The following is a 20,503-nucleotide window of genomic DNA, read 5'->3' as shown; positions in this document are numbered from 1 at the left end:
CCGGGCCGATGACCCTGCTGCGCCAGCGCTGGCAAGCCTGGTGGGACGCGCGCCTGCCCCGGGTGGATCAGCTGACGCTGACGCACCGCAACCTCTACATCCTGCCCACCAAGGTGGGGTGGAGTTTTGCCGTCGTGCTGGTGGTCTTGCTGGTGGCGTCGATCAACGAGCGCGTCAATCTGGGCTATGCCCTCACCTTCTTGTTGGGCGGCAGCGCGCTGGCGGCCACGCACCTGACCCACGGCAATTTGCAGGGGCTGCAATTGCGTCTGCTGTCCACGCGCAGTGTGCACGCCGGCTCGGTGCTGCAGGTGGGCATCGGGCTGCACAACCTGCATCGCAAGAAGGGGCGCTGGGGCCTGCTTGCGCAGGTGCAGGGCGGCTTGGCGCAGTCGGTCGAGGTGGCGCCAGAACAAGACGTCGTGATCGAGCTGGATGTGCCTGCGCCCCAACGAGGCTGGCTCCTCCTGCCCCGCGTCACGATCGAATCGCGCTACCCGCTGGGCCTGTTTCGCGCCTGGGCCTATTGGCGCCCCCTCACCCGGGTGCTGGTGTGGCCGGCCATCGACCCCCATGCGCCTCCGCTGCCAGCCTGGCAATCCGACGCTGCCTTGAGCGCGAGCACGCGTCAGGCCGGCCACAGCACCGAGCCCCCGGAAGGCCTGCGCGATTACCGACGTGGTGACCCGCTGCGCTGGATCGCCTGGAAGAAGTCCAGCCATGCGATTGCCTCGGGCACGGGCCTGGTGAGCCGCACGTCCGAGCAAGGGCGCTCGCCCGATCTGTGGCTGGACTATGAGCACAGCCCAGGGCTGGCGGGACTGGACACCGAAGCGCGCCTGTCGCGTCTGGCCACTTGGCTGCTGGAGGCCGAGAACCGCATGGAAGGCCCCAGCGGCACTTACGGCCTGAAGCTGCCCGGGCTGACCATGGCATGTGGCCGCGGTGCCGCCCACCTGCGGGAGTGCCTGGATGCCTTGGCAACCTGGCCCCAAGGGAGTCGCTGATGTGGCGCGCGGGCACTGCCACCCTCACGCGTGAAGGCCGAGACACCCTTTGGTTGCTGCTGGCCCTGTCCTTGAGCCTGGCGCCGCATCTGGAGCGCCTGCCGCTGTGGTGCAGCATCGGCACGGTGCTGGCCTTGCTGTGGCGGGCCCACCTGGCCTGGCGCGATGCACCGCTGCCGCCCCGCTGGGTGCTGTTCATCAGCCTGGCGGCCAGCGTGGGGCTGACGCTGTCGACCCACCACAGCCTGTTCGGCCGCGAGGCGGGCATCACCCTGGTGACGGTGCTGGCGGCTTTGAAAACGCTGGAGCTGCGCGCCCGGCGCGACGCCTTCGTCGTGACCTGCCTGGGCTTCTTCTTGGCGTTCACGCAGTTCCTGTACTCGCAAAGCATCCTGATGGCCTTGCTGATGCTGCTGACCACCTGGGCTTTGCTGAGCACCCTGGTGCTGGCGCAGCGGCCGCTGGGGCGACCGAGCCTGGGCAGCGCACTCAAGACCGCCGGGCAGAGCCTGCTGTGGGGCCTGCCCCTGATGCTGGCCTTGTATGTGTTCTTCCCACGACTGGGGCCGCTGTGGAGCCTGCCGTCCGACGCGGGCAGCAAGACCGGTCTGTCTGACCAGTTGAAACTCGGCCACGTCTCGGAGTTGGCGCTGGACGACACCATCGCCATGCGCGTGCGCTTTGACGGCACCGCGCCGCGCCCCAATCAGCTGTACTTTCGAGGGCCGGTGCTGACGTGGTTCGATGGCCAGACCTGGTCGGTGCGCACCGTGCCGTTTCGCCAGCAGACCGAACCCGATGCCGGCCCCGCCGTCCAGGCTCAGGGCCGCGCCCTGAGCTACCAGGTAACCCTGGAGCCCACCCGGCTGCAATCGCTGCCCTTACTTGATGGCACGCTGGCCGCCGGCCCTACACCGCCCCTGACCCAGCCCGAGATGCGCCGCTGGGGGCTGGACTGGCAAACCCGCCGTCCGGTGGGCGAGCGCATTCAGGTCAGCGCCCAAGCCTGGCTCGGCGCCCGCGACACGACGCTCGAACGCTTTGGCCGTCAGGCCCCGGAGCTGCAATTGCCCGCCGGCGTCAATCCGCGTACGCTCGCCTGGGCCCGCGCCCAGCGTGCTCGACCGGAACTGGCCCAGGCCGATGCGCGCACGGTGTCGCAAGCACTGCTCCAGCACATCCGCACCGAGAAGTTTGTCTACACCCTGGCACCGGATGACGACGAGCCGGCCCCCGACGGACGCCCCGAGCGGCACCTGATCGACCGTTTCTGGCTGGATCGCCGCACGGGCTTTTGCGAGCACTTCGCCACGGCCTATGTGGTGGTGATGCGCGGCATGGGCATTCCGGCGCGGGTGGTGACGGGCTTCCAGGGCGCCGAACTCAATGTGGTCGATGGCCTGTATGTGGTCCGCAACAGCGATGCCCATGCCTGGGCCGAGTTCTGGCAAGAGGGCGAAGGCTGGGTTCGTGTCGACCCGACTGCAGCCGTGGCCCCAGAGCGGATCGAGCGCAACAGCGCGCAGCGCATCAACCAAGGCGGCCTGGCCGCTGTGCTGGGCGAGGAGCAAGGACGCTGGTTGCGCACCTGGCGCGCCTACATCGACGCGGGCAACCACCGCTGGAATGTCTGGGTGCTGCAGTACGCCCGCGAACAGCAATTGAGCCTGATGCAGAACTGGGGCGTGAACGCGCACAACTGGGCCGACCTGCTGCGCATCTGCGCCATGATCTTTGCCGGCGTCAGCTTGCTCGGCCTGAGCTGGCTGTGGTGGCAACGCCCCCGCACCGTCCACAGTCCCTGGGAGCACACGATGTGGCAACTGCATCGCAGCCTGCTGGCGTTGGGCGTGACACCGCCGGACAGCTGTCCGGCACCCGCCCCGGCACTGGCCTGGGCGCAGCGCCTGCGCGCCCTTCCGCCTGATCGCCTGCCCCTTGACCTGCGCCGCTTTCTGCTGGAGCAGTTGACCACCCTGGATGCCTTGCGTTACGCCGCGCCTGCCCCCCATACCGCATCGCCCCTGCGCCAGGCCCAAGGCCTGGTCAAGCAGTTGCGCCAGCGCATCGAGGCCTATCGCCGCGCGCGCCCTGCCCCGTCATCGGCGCGCTGACACGGCGCCCCGACCTCCCTCTTGTCTGTGCCCATTGCCATGAAGCCCTCTCAACGTCACCTTGTTCTCTTCTCGCGCCGGGGATGGATCAGCCTGAGCGCCGCCCTGCTGTGCGCCTGCAGCACCCCTTTGCCGCCCCCCGAAAAGGAAGCGGCCTCTGCCTCTGCATCATCTGCGGCCAGCGCCGCGGTACCGGCTGCCAACGCCCAGGTGGAGGCCATCGCCACTGCCGAGATCACCCCTCAGGTGCTCAGCGCCCCGGGCGATGCCGACAGCTACAGCGGGCGGGACGATGCCCGCGCCCTCGCTCGCGACATCGCGCAAACCCATGAACTGGACGAAGCCTGGGTCTGGTCGGCCCTGTCGGCGGCCCGCTACAAAAGCCAGGCCGCGCGCCTGATGATGCCAGCGCCGCGCGGCACGGCCAAGAACTGGGGCGCCTACCGCTCGCGCTTCATCGAGCCCATCCGCATCCGCGCCGGCATGGCTTTCTGGCAGCAGTACCAGGCTGAGTTGCAGCGCGCCCAGGCGCAATACGGCGTTCCAGCCGAGATCATTGCTGGCGTGATTGGCGTGGAAACCATTTATGGCCGCTACACCGGCAATTTCCGCGTGTTGGACGTGCTGACCACCTTGTCGCTCGATTTTCCGAGTGGCCGCAGTGACCGCAGCCCCTTTTTCAAGAAGGAACTGGGCGCCTTCCTGAAACTGTGTGCGGAACAACAACTGGTGCCCGATGCGGTGCTGGGCTCGTACGCCGGGGCCATCGGCTGGCCGCAGTTCATGCCCAGCTCCATCCGGCGCTGGGGCGTGGACTTTGATGGCGACGGCCGGGTGGACCTGCAGCGCAGCCCGGTGGACGCGATCGGCAGCGTGGCGCATTACCTGGCCGAACATGGCTGGCGTACCGGGCAGCCCACCCACTTTGACGTGACCCCGCCGCAAGACGACGACGCCCGCGCCAAACTGCTGGCCCCCGATATCGTCCCGAGTTTCTCTGCCGAGGAAATGCGTGCACTGGGCGCCCTCCTGCCCGATGCGGCCACCCAGCATTCGGGGCTCTTGGCACTGGTGCTGCTGGAAAATGGCGACGCGGCCCCCACGCTGATTGCGGGCACGCAGAATTTCTACGCCATCACCCGTTACAACCAGTCGAGCTATTACGCACTGGCGGTCATTGAACTGGGACAGGCCGTGAGCCAGACCACCCAAGCCACGGCCGGCTCAAGCGACAACCCATGAGGCCCGATGTATCCGGATTCTTCACATAACTTCATGTAAACAATCGATAACGGGGCGCACATAAAACCCACTCCAAGGCTGTTGGTAAGTCGTTTTGAATTTTGGGGCAATTGCAGGGTATTTATTTTTGGGTTTAGAATAACTATCAGATGAGGCAGATCAGCCGCTTGGCTGGTTCGCCTCTCTCACTCCCAATAAGTATTCAAGCCCTGGCAACAGCGCATCAAAGGATCGTACATGAGCAACTACCAAGACCTCCTCGCCCAAAAAGCCGCCCTCGAAAAGCAAGCCGCCGAACTGGAAAAGGCGCTGCAGGAAGCGCGCCGTGCTGAACGCGCAGGCGTGATCGCTCAGATCAAGTCGCTGCTGGCTGAACACGGCCTGACCGTGGCGGACCTGGGCCTGAAGGCTGGTGGCAAGGTGGCTGGCACCCCGAGCAGCAGCGCCGGCCGCAAGGTGGCCCCGAAGTACCGCAACAACGCCACCGGCGAAACCTGGACCGGCCGTGGCCTGCAACCCAAGTGGATTCAAGCCGCCATCGCTTCGGGCAAGAAACTGGAAGACTTCACCATCTGATGGGTGTTTTCTGATGGCTGGCGGTTTTACGCCGCCACCCTCTCAAAAAGCCGATGCCTGCGCATCGGCTTTTTTCATGCCGACGCCACTTTCTCTGTGGCGTCGCTCACGCTCAAGGCGCCTTGAAATCCCCGGCCACGCCCAGCACGAATTGCTCAGGCTGGATGTAACGACGCAGGGCCTCGTTCACCTGAGCCAGGGTCAGGCTTTCCAAAGCCTGGTCCACCTGGGCCGACAGTGCGAAGGTGCGCTGGAGATACAGATTACTGGCCCAGCCTGCGGCCAGACGGGCATCTTGCGCGCGGCTCAAACGCCGGAAACTCAACAGCCCCCGCTTGCCAGCCTCAAACTCGGCCTGCGTGAAACCCTCTTTGAGCGCACGCGCGATCTCTTCGTGGAAGGCGGCGAGCACCTTGTCCCGATTCTGAGGTGCGAAATTGGCGGACGCGGTCCAACGAGAATGGGGCTCCTCGGCATTCCACTGCATGGAACTGTAAACGCTATATGACAGGCCGTCCTTTTCGCGAATACGGTTCCACAGCCGGGAATCTCCTCCACCGCCCAGCAGGTGATTCGCCAGCATGAGCGCCGGATAATCGGCATGCGCGTCGCTCAGCGGCAGGGGCAAGCTGACAGCCAGCGAGGCGTTTTGCCGGTCCGGCGTGTGCAGTTGCACATTCGTGGCTTGTACGGTCAGGAAAGGGTCGGGCACACGGGCATACGTCGCCGGGCTGCGCCAGTCCCCAAAGGCAGCGGTGAGCGCGGCCACGGTCGCAGCCGCGTCCAGATCGCCGACCGCCGCAAACTGCGCATGGCTGGCCCCCAGGAACTGCCGGTGATAGGCCCGGATGCGCTCAAGCGGCACAGCCTTCCAGTCGGCCTCCACCTCATCGAAGGTGCGGGCGTAACGCACATCGCCACGCGGATAGGGGTTGCCGTGACGTGCCAGGGCTTCGTCCAGCACGGCCTCGGGCTCTTTGCGCGAAGCGTCGAGGGCGGACAAGGCCTGGCGTCGCACCTCCTCGAGCGCGTCGGCGGGCAGTGCCGGCTGGCGCAACATCTCTGCCAGCAGGGCAATCGCCTCCGGTAGCTTGTCGCGTCGCGTCGACAGCTGCACCGCGAGGCGGCCCGGTGAGCCGTCCAACGACAGCTCGGCCTGCAGGGCATCCAGGCGGTCTTGCACCTGCTGGCGGCTCATGCGCTGCGTGCCCTTGTCGAGCAGGGCGGCCAAGGCTGCCGGCGCCTCGCCCCACCCGGCCAGCGAGGTCGCATCGCCGAAGCGCAAGGTCATCGACACCTTGACCGCCTGACCACGTGTGGCCTTGGGCAGCAGCGCCACCCGCATACCCGAGGGCAAGGTCAGACGCTGCGTGCGCGCGTCGATGTTCGCGGGGCTGGCGTCAAAGGCTTCGGCGGCAGCGGCAGCGGCCTGGCCCTTGAAGTCCTTCAAGGCCGCGGCCACGTCCACACGCGCGGGCTGAGGCGCCCGCTCGGGGGTGGCCGTGGGCACGTACTGGCCCAGGGTGCGGTTGGACGGCAGGAAGGTCTGCGTGGCCACCCGTTGCACATCGGCCAAGCCGATCGCCCGGACGCGATCACGGGTCAAGAAGAACAGGCGCCAGTCACCCTGGGCGACCGCCTCGGACAAGGCCACCCCGACGTGCTGCGGATCGGCAAAGCCCTGTTCCCACTCGTTGAGCCACTTGGACTTGGCCCGGGCCAGTTCCGCCTCGGTGACGGGCTGACGGGCCACATCCTCGATCTCGGCCAGCATGGCCTGGGTGGCCTTGGCCGGGTCCTGCTCATTGCTCAGTTGCGCGCCCAGCAGGATGTAGCCCGGGTCGGCCAGCGCCTGTGAAAAGCCGAACACCGACGCCGCCAGGTTCTGCTCGGTCAGACGGCGGTGGAGGCGGCCCGATGGGTTGTCGGTCAGCACGATGGACAGCAATTCGACCGCGGCATAGTCGGGGTGCGCGCCCGGCACGACGTGGTAGGCGGCGAACTGCATGGGCACCCCGCCGACCCGGCGTACCGTCACGCTGCGCTCACCGTCTTGCACCGGGTCAAGCGTGTACAGCGGGGGCAGCACGCGCTTGGGCTTGGGGATGGCGCCAAACGACTGCTGCACCCAGTTCAGCACCTTGGCCGCGTCAAACTTGCCCGAAACGATGAGCGTGGCGTTGTCCGGCTGGTAATAGCGCTGGTAGAACGCCTTCAGGTTGCCGATGTCGACGTTCTCGACGTCGGTGCGCGCGCCAATCGTGGACTTGCCGTAGTTGTGCCACTGGTACATGGTCGCCAGGGTCTTTTCCAGCAGGATGCGCCCCGGGTTGTTCTCCCCCATCTCCATCTCGTTGCGCACGACCGTCATCTCGCTATCGAGGTCCTTGCGCGCGATGAAGCTGTTGACCATCGCGTCGGCCTGCCAGTTCAGGTACCACTTCAGGTTGTCGTCGTTGGCGGCGAAGCTGGCGAAATAATTGGTGCGGTCATACCAGGTGGTGCCATTGGCGCTGAAGCCACGCTTGTTGAACTCGGACCAGACCTGGGGATGGCGCGGGCTACCCTTGAAGATCAGGTGCTCCAGCAAGTGGGCCATGCCGGTTTCACCATAGCCCTCGTGACGCGAACCGACCCGGTAGGTGACGTTGACCGTGGTGGTGGGCTTGGTGTCATCGGGAATCAACAGCACCTGCAAGCCGTTGGGCAAACGGTATTCGGTGATGCCCTCGACGCTGCTGACCTGCTGCAGCGCCGCCTTCTGGGCCAGGGCCCGTGACGGGCTGGCCGAGGTGGGCGCCGCCTGCGCGACGGGCATCCAGGCGGAAGCAATCAGGAGGGGCAAAAGCGCGAAGGTCAGGCGGCTGGGTTGGGTCATGGGATCAGTCAGCGTGAACAGGGCTTGGCACGGAGGCCAGACAGGTGTGACGCAGGTGCCAAGGACCTGCCGTGGCAGTGAGTGTAGGCCGGTCGCAGAAAGGTTCCCCCTTGCTCTAAAGCCACCCGGAAAGGCACTTGCGCATGTTAAAAAGACAGCATCCTGATAAACCCTCAAGCCATGTCCGAATCCACCCCCGCTGCGCGCACCAAGCTCCGACAAGTCCTCATCTGGGGTGCTGTGGCCCTGGTGATTGGGGGCGGATTCCTGGCCTGGCAGCGCCTCAAGCCCCAAGGCTTGCCGCCCAGTATCGCCAGCGGCAACGGCCGCCTGGAGGCCACCGACACCGACATCGCCACCAAGACCGGCGGCCGTGTCAAGCAGGTGCTGGTGCGGGAAGGGGACAACGTGAAGACGGGCCAGACCCTGGTCATCATGGACACCGCTTTGCTGGAAGCCGATCTGGCCCGGGCCCAGGCGCAGGTCCGGCAGGCCCGGCAAGCCAGTACAACGGCCGATGCCTTGCTGGCCCAGCGCCAACAGGCCGTGACCACCGCGTCCGCCCAGGTGGCCCAGCGCGAAGCCCAATTGGCCCTGGTCACCAAGGAGTGGCAGCGCGCCAAGGAGTTGGTCGCGCAAGGCTTTCTGCCGCCGCAAAAACTCGACGAAGCCACTGCACAGCTGCAAGGTGCCCGTGCCGCGCTGAGCGCCGCACGCTCACAGGTGGCCGAAGCGCGCACGGCCATCACCACCACCGAGTCGCAGCGCACCGAGGCGCAATCGGCGATTGAGACGGCCCAGGCCAGCGTCAAGCGCATCGAAGCCGACCTCGCCGACGCCACCTTGAAGGCGCCGCGTGACGGCCGCATCCAGGTCCGTGCTGCGCAAGAAGGCGAGGTGCTCGGCGGTGGCGGCCGCGTGCTGTCCATGGTCGACCTGAGCGACGTCTACATGACCTTTTTCTTGCCCGAGACCGCGGCCGGCCGCGTGGCCATCGGCAGTGAGGCCCGCCTGGTGCTGGACGCCGCCCCGCAGTACGTGATCCCGGCCAAGGTGACGTTTGTGGCCAGCGTGGCCCAGTTCACGCCCAAAACGGTCGAAACCGCCGTGGAGCGCCAGAAGCTGATGTTCAAGGTGCGTGCGCACATCGACCCGCAATTGCTGGCGCGCTACAGCAGCCAGGTCAAGACGGGCATGCCGGGCATGGCCCATGTGCGCATCCAGGCCGATGAGCCCTGGCCCGATCAGCTGGCCGTGAACCTGCCCGCCGAACCCGCTTCCGCCCCCGCACCGTGAAGCCCGCCATGACCCGGCCCGTGGCCCAGGTCCAGGGCCTCACCCACCGCTACAAGCGGATCACCGCGCTGGACGATGTCAGCTTGAGCATCCCGGCCGGGTGCATGGTCGGCCTCATCGGGCCAGATGGCGTGGGCAAATCAACGCTGCTGGCACTGCTGGCCGGGGCCAGATGCATCCAGACGGGCCAGGTGCAGGTGCTTGATGGCGACATGGCGCAGGCCGCTCACCGTCGCAACGTGTGTCCCCTCATCGCCTACATGCCTCAGGGCCTGGGCAAGAACCTCTACGCCACCCTGTCGGTGGCCGAGAACGTCGACTTCTTCGGCCGCCTGTTCGGCCACGCCCCCGCCGAGCGCCAGGCCCGTATGGCCGACCTACTGCAGGCCACCGGTCTCGCCCCGTTTGCCGACCGCCCGGCTGGCAAGCTCTCCGGCGGGATGAAGCAGAAACTCGGCCTGTGCTGCGCCCTCATCCACGACCCCGACCTGCTGATCCTCGACGAGCCCACCACCGGCGTGGACCCGCTGTCGCGCCGCCAGTTCTGGGAGCTGATCGACCGCATCCGCGTGCGCCGCCCCGGCATGAGCGTGCTGGTGGCCACCGCCTACATGGAAGAGGCCGAACGCTTCGACCACCTGATCGCCATGGACGCCGGCCGCGTGCTCGCCACCGGCACCCCAGCGGAACTGCGCGAACGCACCCAGCGCGACACGCTGGAGGGGGCCTTCATCGCCCTGCTGCCCGCGCAACGCCGCGAAGGCCACCGCGAACTGATCGTGCCCCCCCACGCCAGTGCTGACGGGGAGATCGCCATTGAGGCGCACGACCTCACCTGCCGTTTTGGCGACTTCACGGCGGTCGACCGGGTCAATTTGAGCATCCACCGTGGCGAGATCTTCGGCTTCCTGGGCTCCAACGGTTGCGGCAAGACCACGACCATGAAGATGCTCACCGGCCTGCTGCCGCCCAGCGAAGGCCATGCGGAGCTGTTCGGGCAGTCCGTCAACGCGCACGACCTGTCGGTGCGCCGCCGCGTGGGCTATATGTCGCAGGCCTTCTCGCTGTACGGCGAGCTGACCGTGCGCCAGAACCTCGACCTGCACGCGCGCATCTTCGAAGTGCCCGCCGCCCAACGCGAGGCGCGCATCGCCGAGATGATGGCCCGCTTCGAGCTGGCCGACGTCGCCGACGAACTGCCCGACAAGCTGCCTTTGGGCGTCCGCCAGCGCCTGTCGCTGGCGGTGGCAGTTGTCCACGGGCCAGACATGCTCATCTTGGACGAACCCACCTCGGGCGTCGACCCCATCGCTCGCGACCAGTTTTGGGAACTGATGCTCCAGCTCTCGCGTCAGGATGGCGTGACCCTGTTCATCTCCACCCACTTCATGAACGAGGCCCAGCGCTGCGACCGCATCTCGCTGATGCACGCCGGGCGCGTGCTCGACAGCGGTACGCCCGCCGAGCTGATGCAGCGCCACGGCTACGCCAAGCTGGAAGACACTTTCATCGCGTTGCTGGAGCGGGCGCAGGCCGAGCAGGACAGCACCTCCATCGCATCACCTTCGCCGGTGCGCTCATCGGACCGGCCTGTCGCAACCGCAGAGACATCGGACAGTGAGCCCCGTGCCGAGCTGACACCCGATGCAGCCGCGCCGCCTCGCGAGGCCGCCTCAGTCCACCGCCGCCCACCTCGTTTCAGCCTGGCCCGCCTGCTGAGCTACGCGCACCGCGAATCGCTGGAGCTGCAACGCGACCGCATCCGCCTCACCCTGGCCCTGATTGGCTCGGCCCTGCTGATGATCATCATGGGCTACGGCATCAGCCTGGATGTGCAGGACCTGCGCTTTGCCGTGCTCGACCGCGACCAGACCGCCCTCAGCCGCGACTACGTGCTCAACATCGCCGGGTCGCCCTACTTCCTGGAAGAGGCACCGCTGCAAAGTGATGCCGATCTCGACCGGCGCATGCGCAGTGGCGAGTTGAGCCTGGCCATCGAGATCCCGCCCAACTTCTCGGCCGATCTGCAGCGCGGACGCCCCACCACCATCGGCGTGTGGGTCGATGGCGCCATGCCCCAGCGCGCCGAAACCGTCTCCGGCTACGTCCAGGGCCTGCACGCGACCTACCTGAGCGAGCAGCTCGCGCTGCACGGCATCCCGGTGGCCTCGCCCGCTTCGCTGGAAGTGCGCTACCGCTACAACCCCGATGTCAAGAGCCTGTTCGCCATGGTGCCGGCCGTCATCCCCATCTTGCTGATGTTCATCCCGGCCATGCTCACCGCGCTGGGCGTGGTGCGTGAAAAGGAACTGGGCTCCATCACCAACCTCTACGTCACCCCCGTCACCAAGCTGGAATTCCTGCTCGGCAAGCAACTGCCCTACATTGGCACCGCCATGCTGAGCTTCCTGCTGATGACTGCCATGGCCATCTGGGGCTTTGGCGTGCCGCTCAAGGGCAGCTTCCTCACACTCTTCATCGGTGCCGTGCTCTACGTCACCGCCTCCACCGGCTTTGGCCTGCTGATGTCCACCTTCACCGGCAGCCAGATCGCGGCCATCTTCGGGACCGCGCTGGCCACCATGCTGCCGGCCATCCAGTTCTCCGGCCTGATCAACCCGGTCTCGTCCCTCGAAGGCGTGGGAGCCCTGATGGGCCAGATCTACCCCACCGGCCCCTTCCTCATCATCAGCCGCGGCACCTACTCCAAGGCCCTGGGGCTGACGGACCTGTGGACCTACTTCGTCCCGCTGCTCGTCATCATCCCGGTGCTGACGCTGGCCAGCGTCCTCCTCTTGAAAAAGCAGGACACATGAACAGCGTGCTCACTTCCCTAGGCCACATCTGGCAACTCGGGCTCAAGGAGCTGCGCAGCCTGTGGCGCGACCGCCTGCTGCTGCTCTTTGTCATCTGGGCCTTCTCCGGCGCGCTCTACACCGCCGCCAAGGCCGCGCCTGACCGGCTGCACCGCGCCGCCATCGCCGTGGTCGACGAGGACCAGTCCCCGCTGTCTCAGCGCATCGTCAACGCCTTCTACCCGCCCACCTTCATGAAGCCCACAGCCATCGGGCTGCAGGACATGGACGCGGGCATGGACGCAGGCCGCTTCACCTTCGTGATGGACATCCCGCCCGACTTTCAGAGCGATGTCCTGGCGGGCAAGCAACCCAGCATCCAGCTCAATGTGGACGCCACGCAGATGAGCCAAGCCTTCCTGGGCGCCAGCTACATCCAGAGCATCGCCCTCGGCGAGGTGGCCGAGTACCTGGCCGGTGACCGCGTGGTGAGCACGCCGGTCGTGGACCTGGCCATCCGCAATCGCTTCAACCCAGCGTTGGACAACACCTGGTTCATGGGCGTGATGGAGCTGATCAACAACGTCACCATGCTCTCCATCGTGCTGACCGGTGCCGCGCTGATCCGCGAGCGCGAGCACGGCACCATCGAGCACCTGCTGGTGCTGCCGGTCAAACCGTCGGAAATCATGCTGGCCAAGGTCTGGGCCATGGGGGCGGTGGTCTTGCTGGCCACGGCCCTCGCTTTGCAGTTTGTGCTGCGAGACGCCCTGCAAATGCCCGTGAGCGGCTCCATCGGCCTGTTCCTCACCGGCTGCGCCCTGCACCTGTTTGCCACCACTTCGATGGGCATCTACCTGGGCACCGTGGCGCGCTCCATGCCACAAATGGGCCTGCTGATGATCCTGGTGCTGCTGCCCCTGCAGATCCTCTCAGGCGGCATGACGCCACGCGAAAGCATGCCCGACCTGGTGCGCTACCTGATGATGGGCGCGCCCACCACGCACTTCGTCAGCTTTGCCCAGGCCATCCTCTACCGAGGGGCTGATCTGAGCATCGTGTGGCCGCAGTTTGCCGCCATTGGCCTGATCGGGACCGCCTTCTTTGTAGCGGCCCTCAAGCGCTTTCGCAGCACGGTCAGCAGCATGCAAAGCTGAGCCGGCGCACTGCGGACCGGAGGCCCTGCGGCCTCCGCATCATCCTCAACGCGGTGCGTTGACCTTCGGCGCCAGCATCACGCGGGTCTTGCCGCCAGTCGTCACCAGGATCACGGCGTCACCGGGCTTGAAGGTTTCATTGCCTTCGGCCTGCACGATGGCGCGGCGCTCACCATTCGACAGCTGCAGCAGGATTTCCACGGCATCCTCACGGGTGCCGTAACGCTCGACCGCATGACCCACCACGGCGCCGACCACCGCACCGGCCACGCCGGCCATGGCCGAACCTCGCGGGTTGCTGGTGCCACCGGCGCCCGCAATGCCACCGATCACGGCACCTGTACCCCCGCCGATGCCGCTCTGGCTGCCCTCCACCACCACCGGGCGCACATTGAGCACCACGCCATCGGCCACCTGGGACAGGCGCTGGGCATCACCCGGCTTGATCACATCCGGGCTCGTGGTGGAACAGGCCGCCAACACACACAGCGACACCACCGACATGGCCTTGGCGGCCATCGACATCATTTGCTTCATGAGAACACCTCGACTCACAGACAGGGAGGGCCGCAGCGCCTTGCGACGCTGCACCATGGCGCCACTGTAGCCGAGTCGAACGGGACGCGTGCCCCGCCCCTCACTCGTCCATGCCCAGCTCCTGGATCTTGCGGGTGATGGTGTTGCGCCCGATGCCGAGCTTCTGCGCCGCCTCAATGCGACGGCCTCGCGTCAACTCCAGCGCCGAATGGATCAGGCAGGCCTCGAACTGACGGGTCAGCACGTCCCAGACGTCCGGCTGCCCCACCTCCAGGCGCTGACGCGCATCGCGCTCCAGATCGCGCAACCACGCCGGCGTGGCCGGCACGCCCAGCACCTCGGTCAGCGAAGCCGGCGTCGCATCGTTCCCGCCGTGCAACGCGCCATTGGCCCCGTTCACGGTGGCGTCACCGAGCGCGCCCACCGATCCTGACAAGGCATCGTCCAGCGACACCGGCGCCGCCCCGGCACTGCCCAGCGCGGCCGCCCCCGCGTTGCCCAGCACGGACGACATGCCATTCAAGGGTGCCAGAGACCCCAGCGGACCCGCCGCACCGTCCAGCAACTCGGGCGGCAAGTCCTTGCTCTCGATCACCTGCGCCGGCGCCATCACCGTCAGCCAGTGGCAAACGTTCTCCAGTTGACGCACGTTGCCGGGGAAGTCGAACGCTGCCAGACGTGCCAGTGCCGCCTCCGAAATCCGCTTGGCTTCCACGCCCAGGTCCTTGGCGCTCTTTTGCAAAAAGAAACGCGTCAGCGTCGGAATGTCCTCGCGGCGTTCGCGCAAGGGAGGCAAGCGCAGGCGGATCACATTGAGGCGGTGAAACAAGTCCTCGCGGAACACGCCCTGGCGCACCCGCTCTTCCAAGTTCTGGTGCGTGGCCGCGATCACACGCACATTGCTCTTGATCGGGTGGTGCCCGCCCACGCGGTAGAACTGCCCATCGCTGAGCACCCGCAGCAAACGGGTCTGCAGGTCAAACGGCATGTCGCCGATTTCGTCCAGGAACAGCGTGCCGCCATCGGCCTGCTCGAAGCGCCCCCGACGCATGGTCTGCGCGCCGGTGAAGGCCCCGCGCTCATGGCCGAACAGTTCCGACTCCAGCAGGTCTTTCGGGATGGCCGCGGTGTTGATCGCCACAAACGGCCCGTTGCCGCGCGGACTGTGCTTGTGCAACGCGCGCGCCACCAACTCCTTGCCCGAGCCCGACTCGCCGGTGATCATCACCGTCACATTGCTTTGACTCAAGCGGCCAATGGCCCGGAAGACGTCCTGCATCGCCGGGGCCTGCCCCAGCATCTCGGGCATCTGGGTGACACGCTCGTCGATCACCTCCTCGCGCACGCTCTCGTCCACCGCACGGCGGATCAGCTCGACGGCCTTGGGCAGGTCAAACGGCTTGGGCAGGTACTCGAAGGCTCCGCCCTGGAAGGCAGACACGGCGCTGTCCAGATCGGAGTAGGCCGTCATGATGATGACCGGCAGGCCCGGCAGGCGCTCCTTGACCTTGCTCAGCAGGTCAATGCCCGAGCCGCCCGGCATGCGGATGTCGGTCACGAGCACCTGCGGCTCGTCGTCATTGAGCGCCATCAGCACATCGCGGGGGTTGGTGAAACTGCGCACGGGAATTTCCTCGCGCGCGAGTGCCTTCTCAAGCACAAAGCGGATGGATTGGTCGTCGTCAACGATCCAGATGGGTTTCATGCTGTGGTCTGGTTAGGGCATCCCGAACCGCGTGCAAACGCCAGACCGGACGTCAAGGCAGCGGTATCAGGATCTTGAATACCGTGCGTCCGGGCTCGCTTTCGCATTCGATGGTGCCTTGATGCTGTTGAACGAAGGTCTGAGCCAGAGTCAGACCCAGGCCAGAGCCCCCGTCACGCCCCGACACCAGCGGGTAAAAAATACGATCACGGATGGACTCCGGTATCCCCGGGCCGTTGTCTTCGATATGCAAGACCAGTGCCAGGCGGTGCAACTGCCGGTTGATCGTCACCCGCCGCGCCACCCGCGTGCGCAACGTCAACAAGGCATCGCCCGCCGCCACCCGCTCGGTGAGCGCCTGCGCCGCGTTGTGCGCGATGTTCAACACGGTCTGGATCAGTTGCTCTCGGTCACCCCGGAACTCGGGCAAGGACGTGTCGTAGTCCCGCCAGACGCGCAAGCCCCGTGGAAACTCAGCCAGGATCAGCGAACGCACCCGCTCGCACACCTCGTGGATGTTCACATCGCCCACCACATGCGGACGCCGGTGCGGCGCCAGCAAGCGGTCCACCAGCAACTGCAGCCGGTCGGCCTCATGGATGATGACCTGGGTGTACTCCGTCAGCGAGCGTGACTCCAGTTCCATCTGCAGCAACTGCGCCGCCCCGCGGATGCCGCCCAGCGGGTTCTTGATTTCGTGGGCCAGATTACGGATCAGCTCCTTGTTGGCCTTGGCCTGGTCGAGCACGCGCTCCTCGCGCTCCTGGCGCGTCTGCTGCTCTGCCTCAACCAGTTCCACCAACACCAGGTCGCCGTGCTCCAGCCGGGTAGCAATCACCTGCACCGACATGACCTCGCCCACCTGCAAATGCAGGTGCCGCTTCAACTCGGCGTTCAGGCGGCTGGTCGCGTAATCATTGCGCGCCACGGCGGCCACCACATCGCGCAGCACGCTCGCGTCCACCAGCCAGTCGAACATCGACAGGCCCAGCATGGCGCGGCGTGACAGGCCCAGGGCCTCCTCAAAGGCCGTGTTGGCAAACAAGCACAGCCCCTCTGGCGTCACCACCGACACCATGGTGGCCAGGTGATCCAGGGTCTCCAGATGGTCGGGCAGACTGTGCTGGGTCAGCATCTGCCACTGAGGGTCACTCGTTCTCGGGGATCTCTCCATCCCTGGGTCCCATGGATGCGTTACTTCGCGCCGCCGCCGCTGCCGAACTTGCTCAGCTCTCGCTGCAAAGAGGCCACGTCGGCTTCCTTGCGCGTCAAGGCGGCCTTCATTTCATTGACGCGGTCCAGATACTTCTGATAGTTGCGTTCGTCGCCCCGGCGCTCGGGTTGGCCGTTGTTGTATTCCTTCTTCAAGGCGTCCAAGGCCGCCTGCTCCTTGCGCAACTCGGCTTCCAGAATGCGACGGGCATCGGTGTCGCGGGCCTTTTGCTCCTCAGACGCCACCTTGTTCTCGGGCGAGCTGCTTGCGGCTGAACCGCCGGCGCTGCGATTGCCACCGGAGGCCGCCCGCGGGGTGACCGACTGGATCACCGTGATCGGGGCACCGTCCAGCGTCTTGCAACCCTTGGCCGCCGCCTCTTTCGGAGACAGCGCATCGGTGTACAAGTTGCCGGGGCAACGGTAGACCTGCTGCGCGTACGCCGTGCCCCCCACCGGCGCCAGTGCCAATGTCAGGCAGGCAACAGGGCGCCACAGTCGAGAAAAAGCGAGCGAAGGTGGCAAGGTGAAGTGCGTCATGTCCTGTTTCTGAAATGCAGAGCCTGAGGTTCGATCCCAGTATGCCCCAGCGGTTCCGACTGCGCGGACGCCGGGGCCAAGAAAAAAGGGCGACTCGCGCCGCCCTTTGTATCGGGATGTCAACCCCAGGCCCGATCCCGAAGGATCACAGGCTGTAGTACATGTCGAATTCGACCGGGTGCGTGGCCATGCGGAAGCGGGTCACTTCCTGCATCTTCAGCTCGATGTAAGCGTCGATGTACTCATTGGTGAACACGCCACCCTTGGTCAGGAACGCGCGGTCCTTGTCCAGGTATTCCAGAGCCTGATCCAGGCTGTGGCAGACGGTCGGCACCAGTGCGTCCTCTTCCGGAGGCAGGTGGTACAGGTCCTTCGTGGCGGCTTCGCCCGGATGGATCTTGTTTTCCACGCCGTCCAGACCAGCCATCATCAACGCGGCGAAAGCCAGGTACGGGTTGGCCGAAGGATCGGGGAAGCGCGCTTCGATGCGGCGAGCCTTGGGGTTGGCCACATACGGGATACGGATCGAGGCCGAGCGGTTCTTGGCCGAGTAAGCCAGCTTCACCGGAGCTTCGAAGCCGGGCACCAGACGCTTGTACGAGTTCGTACCGGGGTTGGTGATGGCGTTCAGAGCACGGGCGTGCTTGATGATGCCGCCGATGTAGTACAGAGCAAATTCGCTCAGGCCAGCATAGCCGTCGCCAGCGAACAGGTTCTTGCCGTCCTTCCAGATGGACTGGTGAACGTGCATGCCGGAACCGTTGTCGCCAACGATGGGCTTGGGCATGAAGGTGGCGGTCTTGCCGTAGGCGTTGGCCACGTTCACGATCACGTACTTCTGCAGTTGCAGCCAGTCAGCGCGTTCGGTCAGGGTGCTGAAGCGGGTGCCGATTTCCATCTGGCCGGCGTTGGCCACTTCGTGGTGGTGCACTTCAACAGGAATGCCCAGGCTTTCCAGGATCAGGCACATTTCCGAGCGCATGTCGTGACCGGAGTCCACGGGAGGCACGGGGAAGTAGCCACCCTTCACGGTGGGACGGTAGCCGTTGTTGCCGTGCTCGTAGGAGGTGCCGGTGTTCCAGGCGCCCTCTTCCGATTCGATCTTGAAGAAGCTGCCGGACATTTCGTTGCCCCAGCGGATCGAGTCGAACACGAAGAACTCGGGCTCCGGACCGAAGAAAGCGGTGTCGCCCAGGCCGGAAGCCTTCAGGTAGGCCTCAGCGCGCTTGGCCAGCGAGCGAGGATCGCGCTCGTAAGGCTTGCCGTCGTGCGGATCGATCACGTCGCAGGTCAGCAGCAGGGTCGGCTCTTCGAAGAAGGGGTCGATGTTGGCCGTGTTGGGGTCCGGCATCAGCAGCATGTCGGAGGCTTCGATGCCCTTCCAACCAGCGATCGACGAACCGTCAAAGGCGTGACCCGATTCGAACTTGTCTTCGTCAAAGTGAGAAACGGGCACCGTGGTGTGGTGCTCTTTGCCGCGGGTGTCGGTAAAACGGAAGTCAACGAACTTCACTTCGTTGTCCTTCACCATCTTCATCACGTCGGCGACGGTCTTGTTGGCCATCAGATGCTCCTAGCCAGAGGCTGAATGTAAAAGCGAGAAATTTGAAGCTGTCTCAAGCGACCCGGAGACAGCGCCCAATGTATATGCAGAAAGCGTGCCATCGCGCCCATTACCCGACGGATCGGTGCACGCACTGAAACAGGGGCTGAATGTACATGCGCCGGCCGTGTTTGACCACTGCCGACCCACGCATTCAGCGCAATGCACCACATCGGTGCATTTATTTTAAGGAGATCAGTCGCGCACCGTTATGGGGCCAGTCGATGCACCAAACTGAGACAGTCCGGCTTGCAGCTCCGTGAACGCCGCTTCCACCAGCTCGGTCGGCCCCTTCACCCCCAGTTCGATGTGGCGGCCATGCACCGGATGGTCAACGCTGGGCAGACTGAAAACCTTGACCGGCGCAAAGCGCGCCTCGATCGCCACCATCAAGGGGGTCAACAGCGACTCGATGCCGCCATACACCACGATGGCCTTCTCTCGCTTGCGCCCCGAGCCATGCAGCTCACGGTGCAGGTGATCGAGCGCCCAAGCCATCATGGGCCAGGCCATCACCGGGAAGCCCGGCATGAAGTGCACCCGCCCTTCCAGCGAGAAGCCGGGGATCCGGTTGTAAGGGTTGGGCAAGATGGTCGCGCCTTCGGGGAAGAAGCCCATCTGCAGGCGCTGCAGGATGTCGGGAGCGCCCGGATCAAAGGGCTGCCCCGCCTCTTCGGCCATCTCCTGGCTGCGCTGCAAGATCAATTCCCGCGCCTGTGGGTGCAGCACCAGGGGGCGGCCTGCGGCCTGACCGGCACAGGCCCGCGTACAGTCGTCGGGCGTGGCGCCGATGCCACCGAACGAGAACACCACGTCCCCGCTCGTCAAGGCGTGACGCACCTCCTCGGTGATCCGCTCCGGGTCATCGCCCACATAACGAGCCCACGACAGCGCCATGCCGCGCTCGCCCAGCAACTCGATGGCCTTGCTCAGATGCTTGTCCTGGCGACGTCCGCTGAGGATTTCGTCGCCAATGATGATGATGCCGATCATGAAGGTTCACCTGCCGCAAGCAGCGGCGTCAAAGGTTCAGGAGAAGAGGCTTCGGCACGCAGCGCGCTCAGTGCCGGCAGCAGGAAGTGCGCAAACCACAACGCGGCGAACGCAAACACCAGCGTGTAGATCCACACTGACAACAACAGGATGAAAGGCGCCAGGGCCAGCGCCAGCACCCCCAAGGCCCACAGCGCCGCCGGGGCCGCGCCCAGGTAGCCCGCGATCACACCCATGGTCAGCAAGGCCGGACGTTGCGAGCGCAGCAGGTGCTCGCGCTCCTGCGGCGTCGCCCAGTCGGCCAGGGTGTCGAACACCAGCACACGGTAGGTCAGCCACCCCCAGATCAAGGGCGGCAGCACCACCGCCAGCGGAGGCAGCAGCCACAGCGGCAGGCTCACGCCCAGGGCCAGCAGCGCCAGCACCGTGGCGCGCAGCGACCACCACAGACTTTGCCACACGGAGGCCTGATGGCGCGACTGCAGCGCCGGAAAGCGTCGTCGCACCACCAGCTTGACGAGGGCGGGCGTCATCAAGGCGGCCACCAGGAGCAGGCACATCACCACCACCAGCGGAATCACGACCAGCACCAGCACCAGGGGGGCCACGGCCATGCGCAACTGCGACAAGCCCCAATTGTCCAGGGCCGAGAGCACATGCTGGCTGACCGACCAGCCGTCCAGCACGACGCGCACCCAGGCCACGCCATCGCTCCAGCCCCACCAGGCCAGGGCGCCCAGCACCACCGCCGCCAACAGCAAAGGCAGCAACGACAGCCAGATCACCTGAGGCATCAGGCAATAGGCCAGCGCACGCCAGCCTGCGTCCAGCATTCGCCCCAGGGGCGG

The 20,503-nt window shown here is 65.8% G+C and carries 15 protein-coding genes; 7 read left to right on the top strand and 8 right to left on the bottom strand.

Features of this window, described 5'->3' with window-relative positions; genetic code table 11:
• The first annotated feature begins 8 nt into the window (after positions 1–8).
• From RBT42_RS11170 to RBT42_RS11155, 4 genes are all read left to right on the top strand, one after another.
• Positions 9–1,007, top strand: a complete 999-nt coding sequence (locus RBT42_RS11170; RefSeq protein WP_320365098.1) for a DUF58 domain-containing protein — start codon at positions 9–11, stop codon at positions 1,005–1,007.
• On the top strand, positions 1,007–3,121 hold the full coding sequence (locus RBT42_RS11165) for a DUF3488 and transglutaminase-like domain-containing protein (protein WP_320365096.1): 2,115 nt from the start codon (positions 1,007–1,009) through the stop codon (positions 3,119–3,121). Before RBT42_RS11170 ends, RBT42_RS11165 begins: the two co-directional genes overlap by 1 nt.
• A gap of 39 nt (positions 3,122–3,160) precedes the next feature.
• On the top strand, positions 3,161–4,363 hold the full coding sequence (mltB, locus tag RBT42_RS11160) for a lytic murein transglycosylase B (RefSeq protein ID WP_320365094.1): 1,203 nt from the start codon (positions 3,161–3,163) through the stop codon (positions 4,361–4,363).
• A 237-nt stretch (positions 4,364–4,600) separates the two neighbouring features.
• The gene (locus RBT42_RS11155) at positions 4,601–4,939 is read left to right on the top strand and encodes an H-NS histone family protein (protein WP_320365092.1); all 339 of its coding nucleotides are present in this window, start codon (positions 4,601–4,603) and stop codon (positions 4,937–4,939) included.
• A 112-nt stretch (positions 4,940–5,051) separates the two neighbouring features.
• Here RBT42_RS11155 and RBT42_RS11150 read toward each other — a convergent pair whose 3' ends face one another.
• Complete coding sequence (locus RBT42_RS11150; RefSeq protein WP_320365090.1) at positions 5,052–7,817, bottom strand: pitrilysin family protein; 2,766 nt, start codon at positions 7,815–7,817, stop codon at positions 5,052–5,054.
• A gap of 180 nt (positions 7,818–7,997) precedes the next feature.
• On the opposite strand from RBT42_RS11150, the gene RBT42_RS11145 reads away from it, so the two are divergent.
• Genes RBT42_RS11145 through RBT42_RS11135 form a run of 3 tightly spaced genes read left to right on the top strand, consistent with a single transcriptional unit; the run spans position 7,998 to position 13,065 of the window.
• Positions 7,998–9,113: an HlyD family secretion protein gene (locus tag RBT42_RS11145; protein WP_320365088.1), complete on the top strand. Its 1,116-nt coding sequence runs from the start codon at positions 7,998–8,000 to the stop codon at positions 9,111–9,113.
• A gap of 8 nt (positions 9,114–9,121) precedes the next feature.
• On the top strand, positions 9,122–11,929 hold the full coding sequence (gene rbbA, locus RBT42_RS11140) for a ribosome-associated ATPase/putative transporter RbbA (protein ID WP_320365138.1): 2,808 nt from the start codon (positions 9,122–9,124) through the stop codon (positions 11,927–11,929).
• Positions 11,926–13,065, top strand: coding sequence for an ABC transporter permease (locus tag RBT42_RS11135; protein WP_320365086.1), 1,140 nt, complete (start codon positions 11,926–11,928; stop codon positions 13,063–13,065). Before rbbA ends, RBT42_RS11135 begins: the two co-directional genes overlap by 4 nt.
• Before the next feature lie 45 nt (positions 13,066–13,110).
• On the opposite strand, the gene RBT42_RS11130 is transcribed toward RBT42_RS11135, so the two are convergent.
• From RBT42_RS11130 to RBT42_RS11100, 7 genes are all read right to left on the bottom strand, one after another.
• Positions 13,111–13,602, bottom strand: a complete 492-nt coding sequence (locus RBT42_RS11130) for a hypothetical protein (protein ID WP_320365084.1) — start codon at positions 13,600–13,602, stop codon at positions 13,111–13,113.
• A gap of 100 nt (positions 13,603–13,702) precedes the next feature.
• Positions 13,703–15,307 (bottom strand): nitrogen regulation protein NR(I), encoded by a 1,605-nt coding sequence (gene ntrC, locus RBT42_RS11125; protein WP_320365082.1) that lies wholly within the window; start codon positions 15,305–15,307, stop codon positions 13,703–13,705.
• 52 nt (positions 15,308–15,359) lie between these two features.
• Entirely contained in the window at positions 15,360–16,442 is a 1,083-nt protein-coding gene (glnL, locus tag RBT42_RS11120; RefSeq protein ID WP_320365080.1) for a nitrogen regulation protein NR(II), read from the bottom strand.
• Positions 16,443–16,501: 59 nt separating this feature from the next.
• Entirely contained in the window at positions 16,502–17,059 is a 558-nt protein-coding gene (locus RBT42_RS11115) for a hypothetical protein (protein WP_320365079.1), read from the bottom strand.
• Between the two features lie 145 nt (positions 17,060–17,204).
• Positions 17,205–18,623: a type I glutamate--ammonia ligase gene (gene glnA / locus RBT42_RS11110; RefSeq protein ID WP_320365078.1), complete on the bottom strand. Its 1,419-nt coding sequence runs from the start codon at positions 18,621–18,623 to the stop codon at positions 17,205–17,207.
• Positions 18,624–18,857: 234 nt separating this feature from the next.
• Positions 18,858–19,655 (bottom strand): competence/damage-inducible protein A, encoded by a 798-nt coding sequence (locus tag RBT42_RS11105; protein WP_320365077.1) that lies wholly within the window; start codon positions 19,653–19,655, stop codon positions 18,858–18,860.
• Positions 19,652–20,488: an EI24 domain-containing protein gene (locus RBT42_RS11100; protein WP_320365075.1), complete on the bottom strand. Its 837-nt coding sequence runs from the start codon at positions 20,486–20,488 to the stop codon at positions 19,652–19,654. The genes RBT42_RS11105 and RBT42_RS11100 overlap by 4 nt, the downstream gene beginning before the upstream one ends.
• Positions 20,489–20,503: the final 15 nt, after the last annotated feature.

This window comes from Aquabacterium sp., from assembly GCF_034003525.1.
In the GTDB taxonomy this organism is placed as follows: Bacteria; Pseudomonadota; Gammaproteobacteria; order Burkholderiales; family Burkholderiaceae_C; genus Aquabacterium.
Note: the sequence above shows the minus strand (reverse complement) of the source record. Positions and strands in the feature narration are given on the sequence as shown.

Bases quoted from the DNA above. Each gene is read 5' to 3' on its own strand.
- RBT42_RS11170 (WP_320365098.1), top strand. From the start codon at position 9: ATGACCCTGCTGCGCCAGCGCTGGCAAGCCTGGTGGGACGCGCGCCTG.
- RBT42_RS11165 (WP_320365096.1), top strand. From the start codon at position 1,007: ATGTGGCGCGCGGGCACTGCCACCCTCACGCGTGAAGGCCGAGACACC.
- mltB (WP_320365094.1), top strand. From the start codon at position 3,161: ATGAAGCCCTCTCAACGTCACCTTGTTCTCTTCTCGCGCCGGGGATGG.
- RBT42_RS11155 (WP_320365092.1), top strand. From the start codon at position 4,601: ATGAGCAACTACCAAGACCTCCTCGCCCAAAAAGCCGCCCTCGAAAAG.
- RBT42_RS11150 (WP_320365090.1), bottom strand. From the start codon at position 7,817: ATGACCCAACCCAGCCGCCTGACCTTCGCGCTTTTGCCCCTCCTGATT.
- RBT42_RS11145 (WP_320365088.1), top strand. From the start codon at position 7,998: ATGTCCGAATCCACCCCCGCTGCGCGCACCAAGCTCCGACAAGTCCTC.
- rbbA (WP_320365138.1), top strand. From the start codon at position 9,122: ATGACCCGGCCCGTGGCCCAGGTCCAGGGCCTCACCCACCGCTACAAG.
- RBT42_RS11135 (WP_320365086.1), top strand. From the start codon at position 11,926: ATGAACAGCGTGCTCACTTCCCTAGGCCACATCTGGCAACTCGGGCTC.
- RBT42_RS11130 (WP_320365084.1), bottom strand. From the start codon at position 13,602: ATGAAGCAAATGATGTCGATGGCCGCCAAGGCCATGTCGGTGGTGTCG.
- ntrC (WP_320365082.1), bottom strand. From the start codon at position 15,307: ATGAAACCCATCTGGATCGTTGACGACGACCAATCCATCCGCTTTGTG.
- glnL (WP_320365080.1), bottom strand. From the start codon at position 16,442: ATGCTGACCCAGCACAGTCTGCCCGACCATCTGGAGACCCTGGATCAC.
- RBT42_RS11115 (WP_320365079.1), bottom strand. From the start codon at position 17,059: ATGACGCACTTCACCTTGCCACCTTCGCTCGCTTTTTCTCGACTGTGG.
- glnA (WP_320365078.1), bottom strand. From the start codon at position 18,623: ATGGCCAACAAGACCGTCGCCGACGTGATGAAGATGGTGAAGGACAAC.
- RBT42_RS11105 (WP_320365077.1), bottom strand. From the start codon at position 19,655: ATGATCGGCATCATCATCATTGGCGACGAAATCCTCAGCGGACGTCGC.
- RBT42_RS11100 (WP_320365075.1), bottom strand. From the start codon at position 20,488: ATGCTGGACGCAGGCTGGCGTGCGCTGGCCTATTGCCTGATGCCTCAG.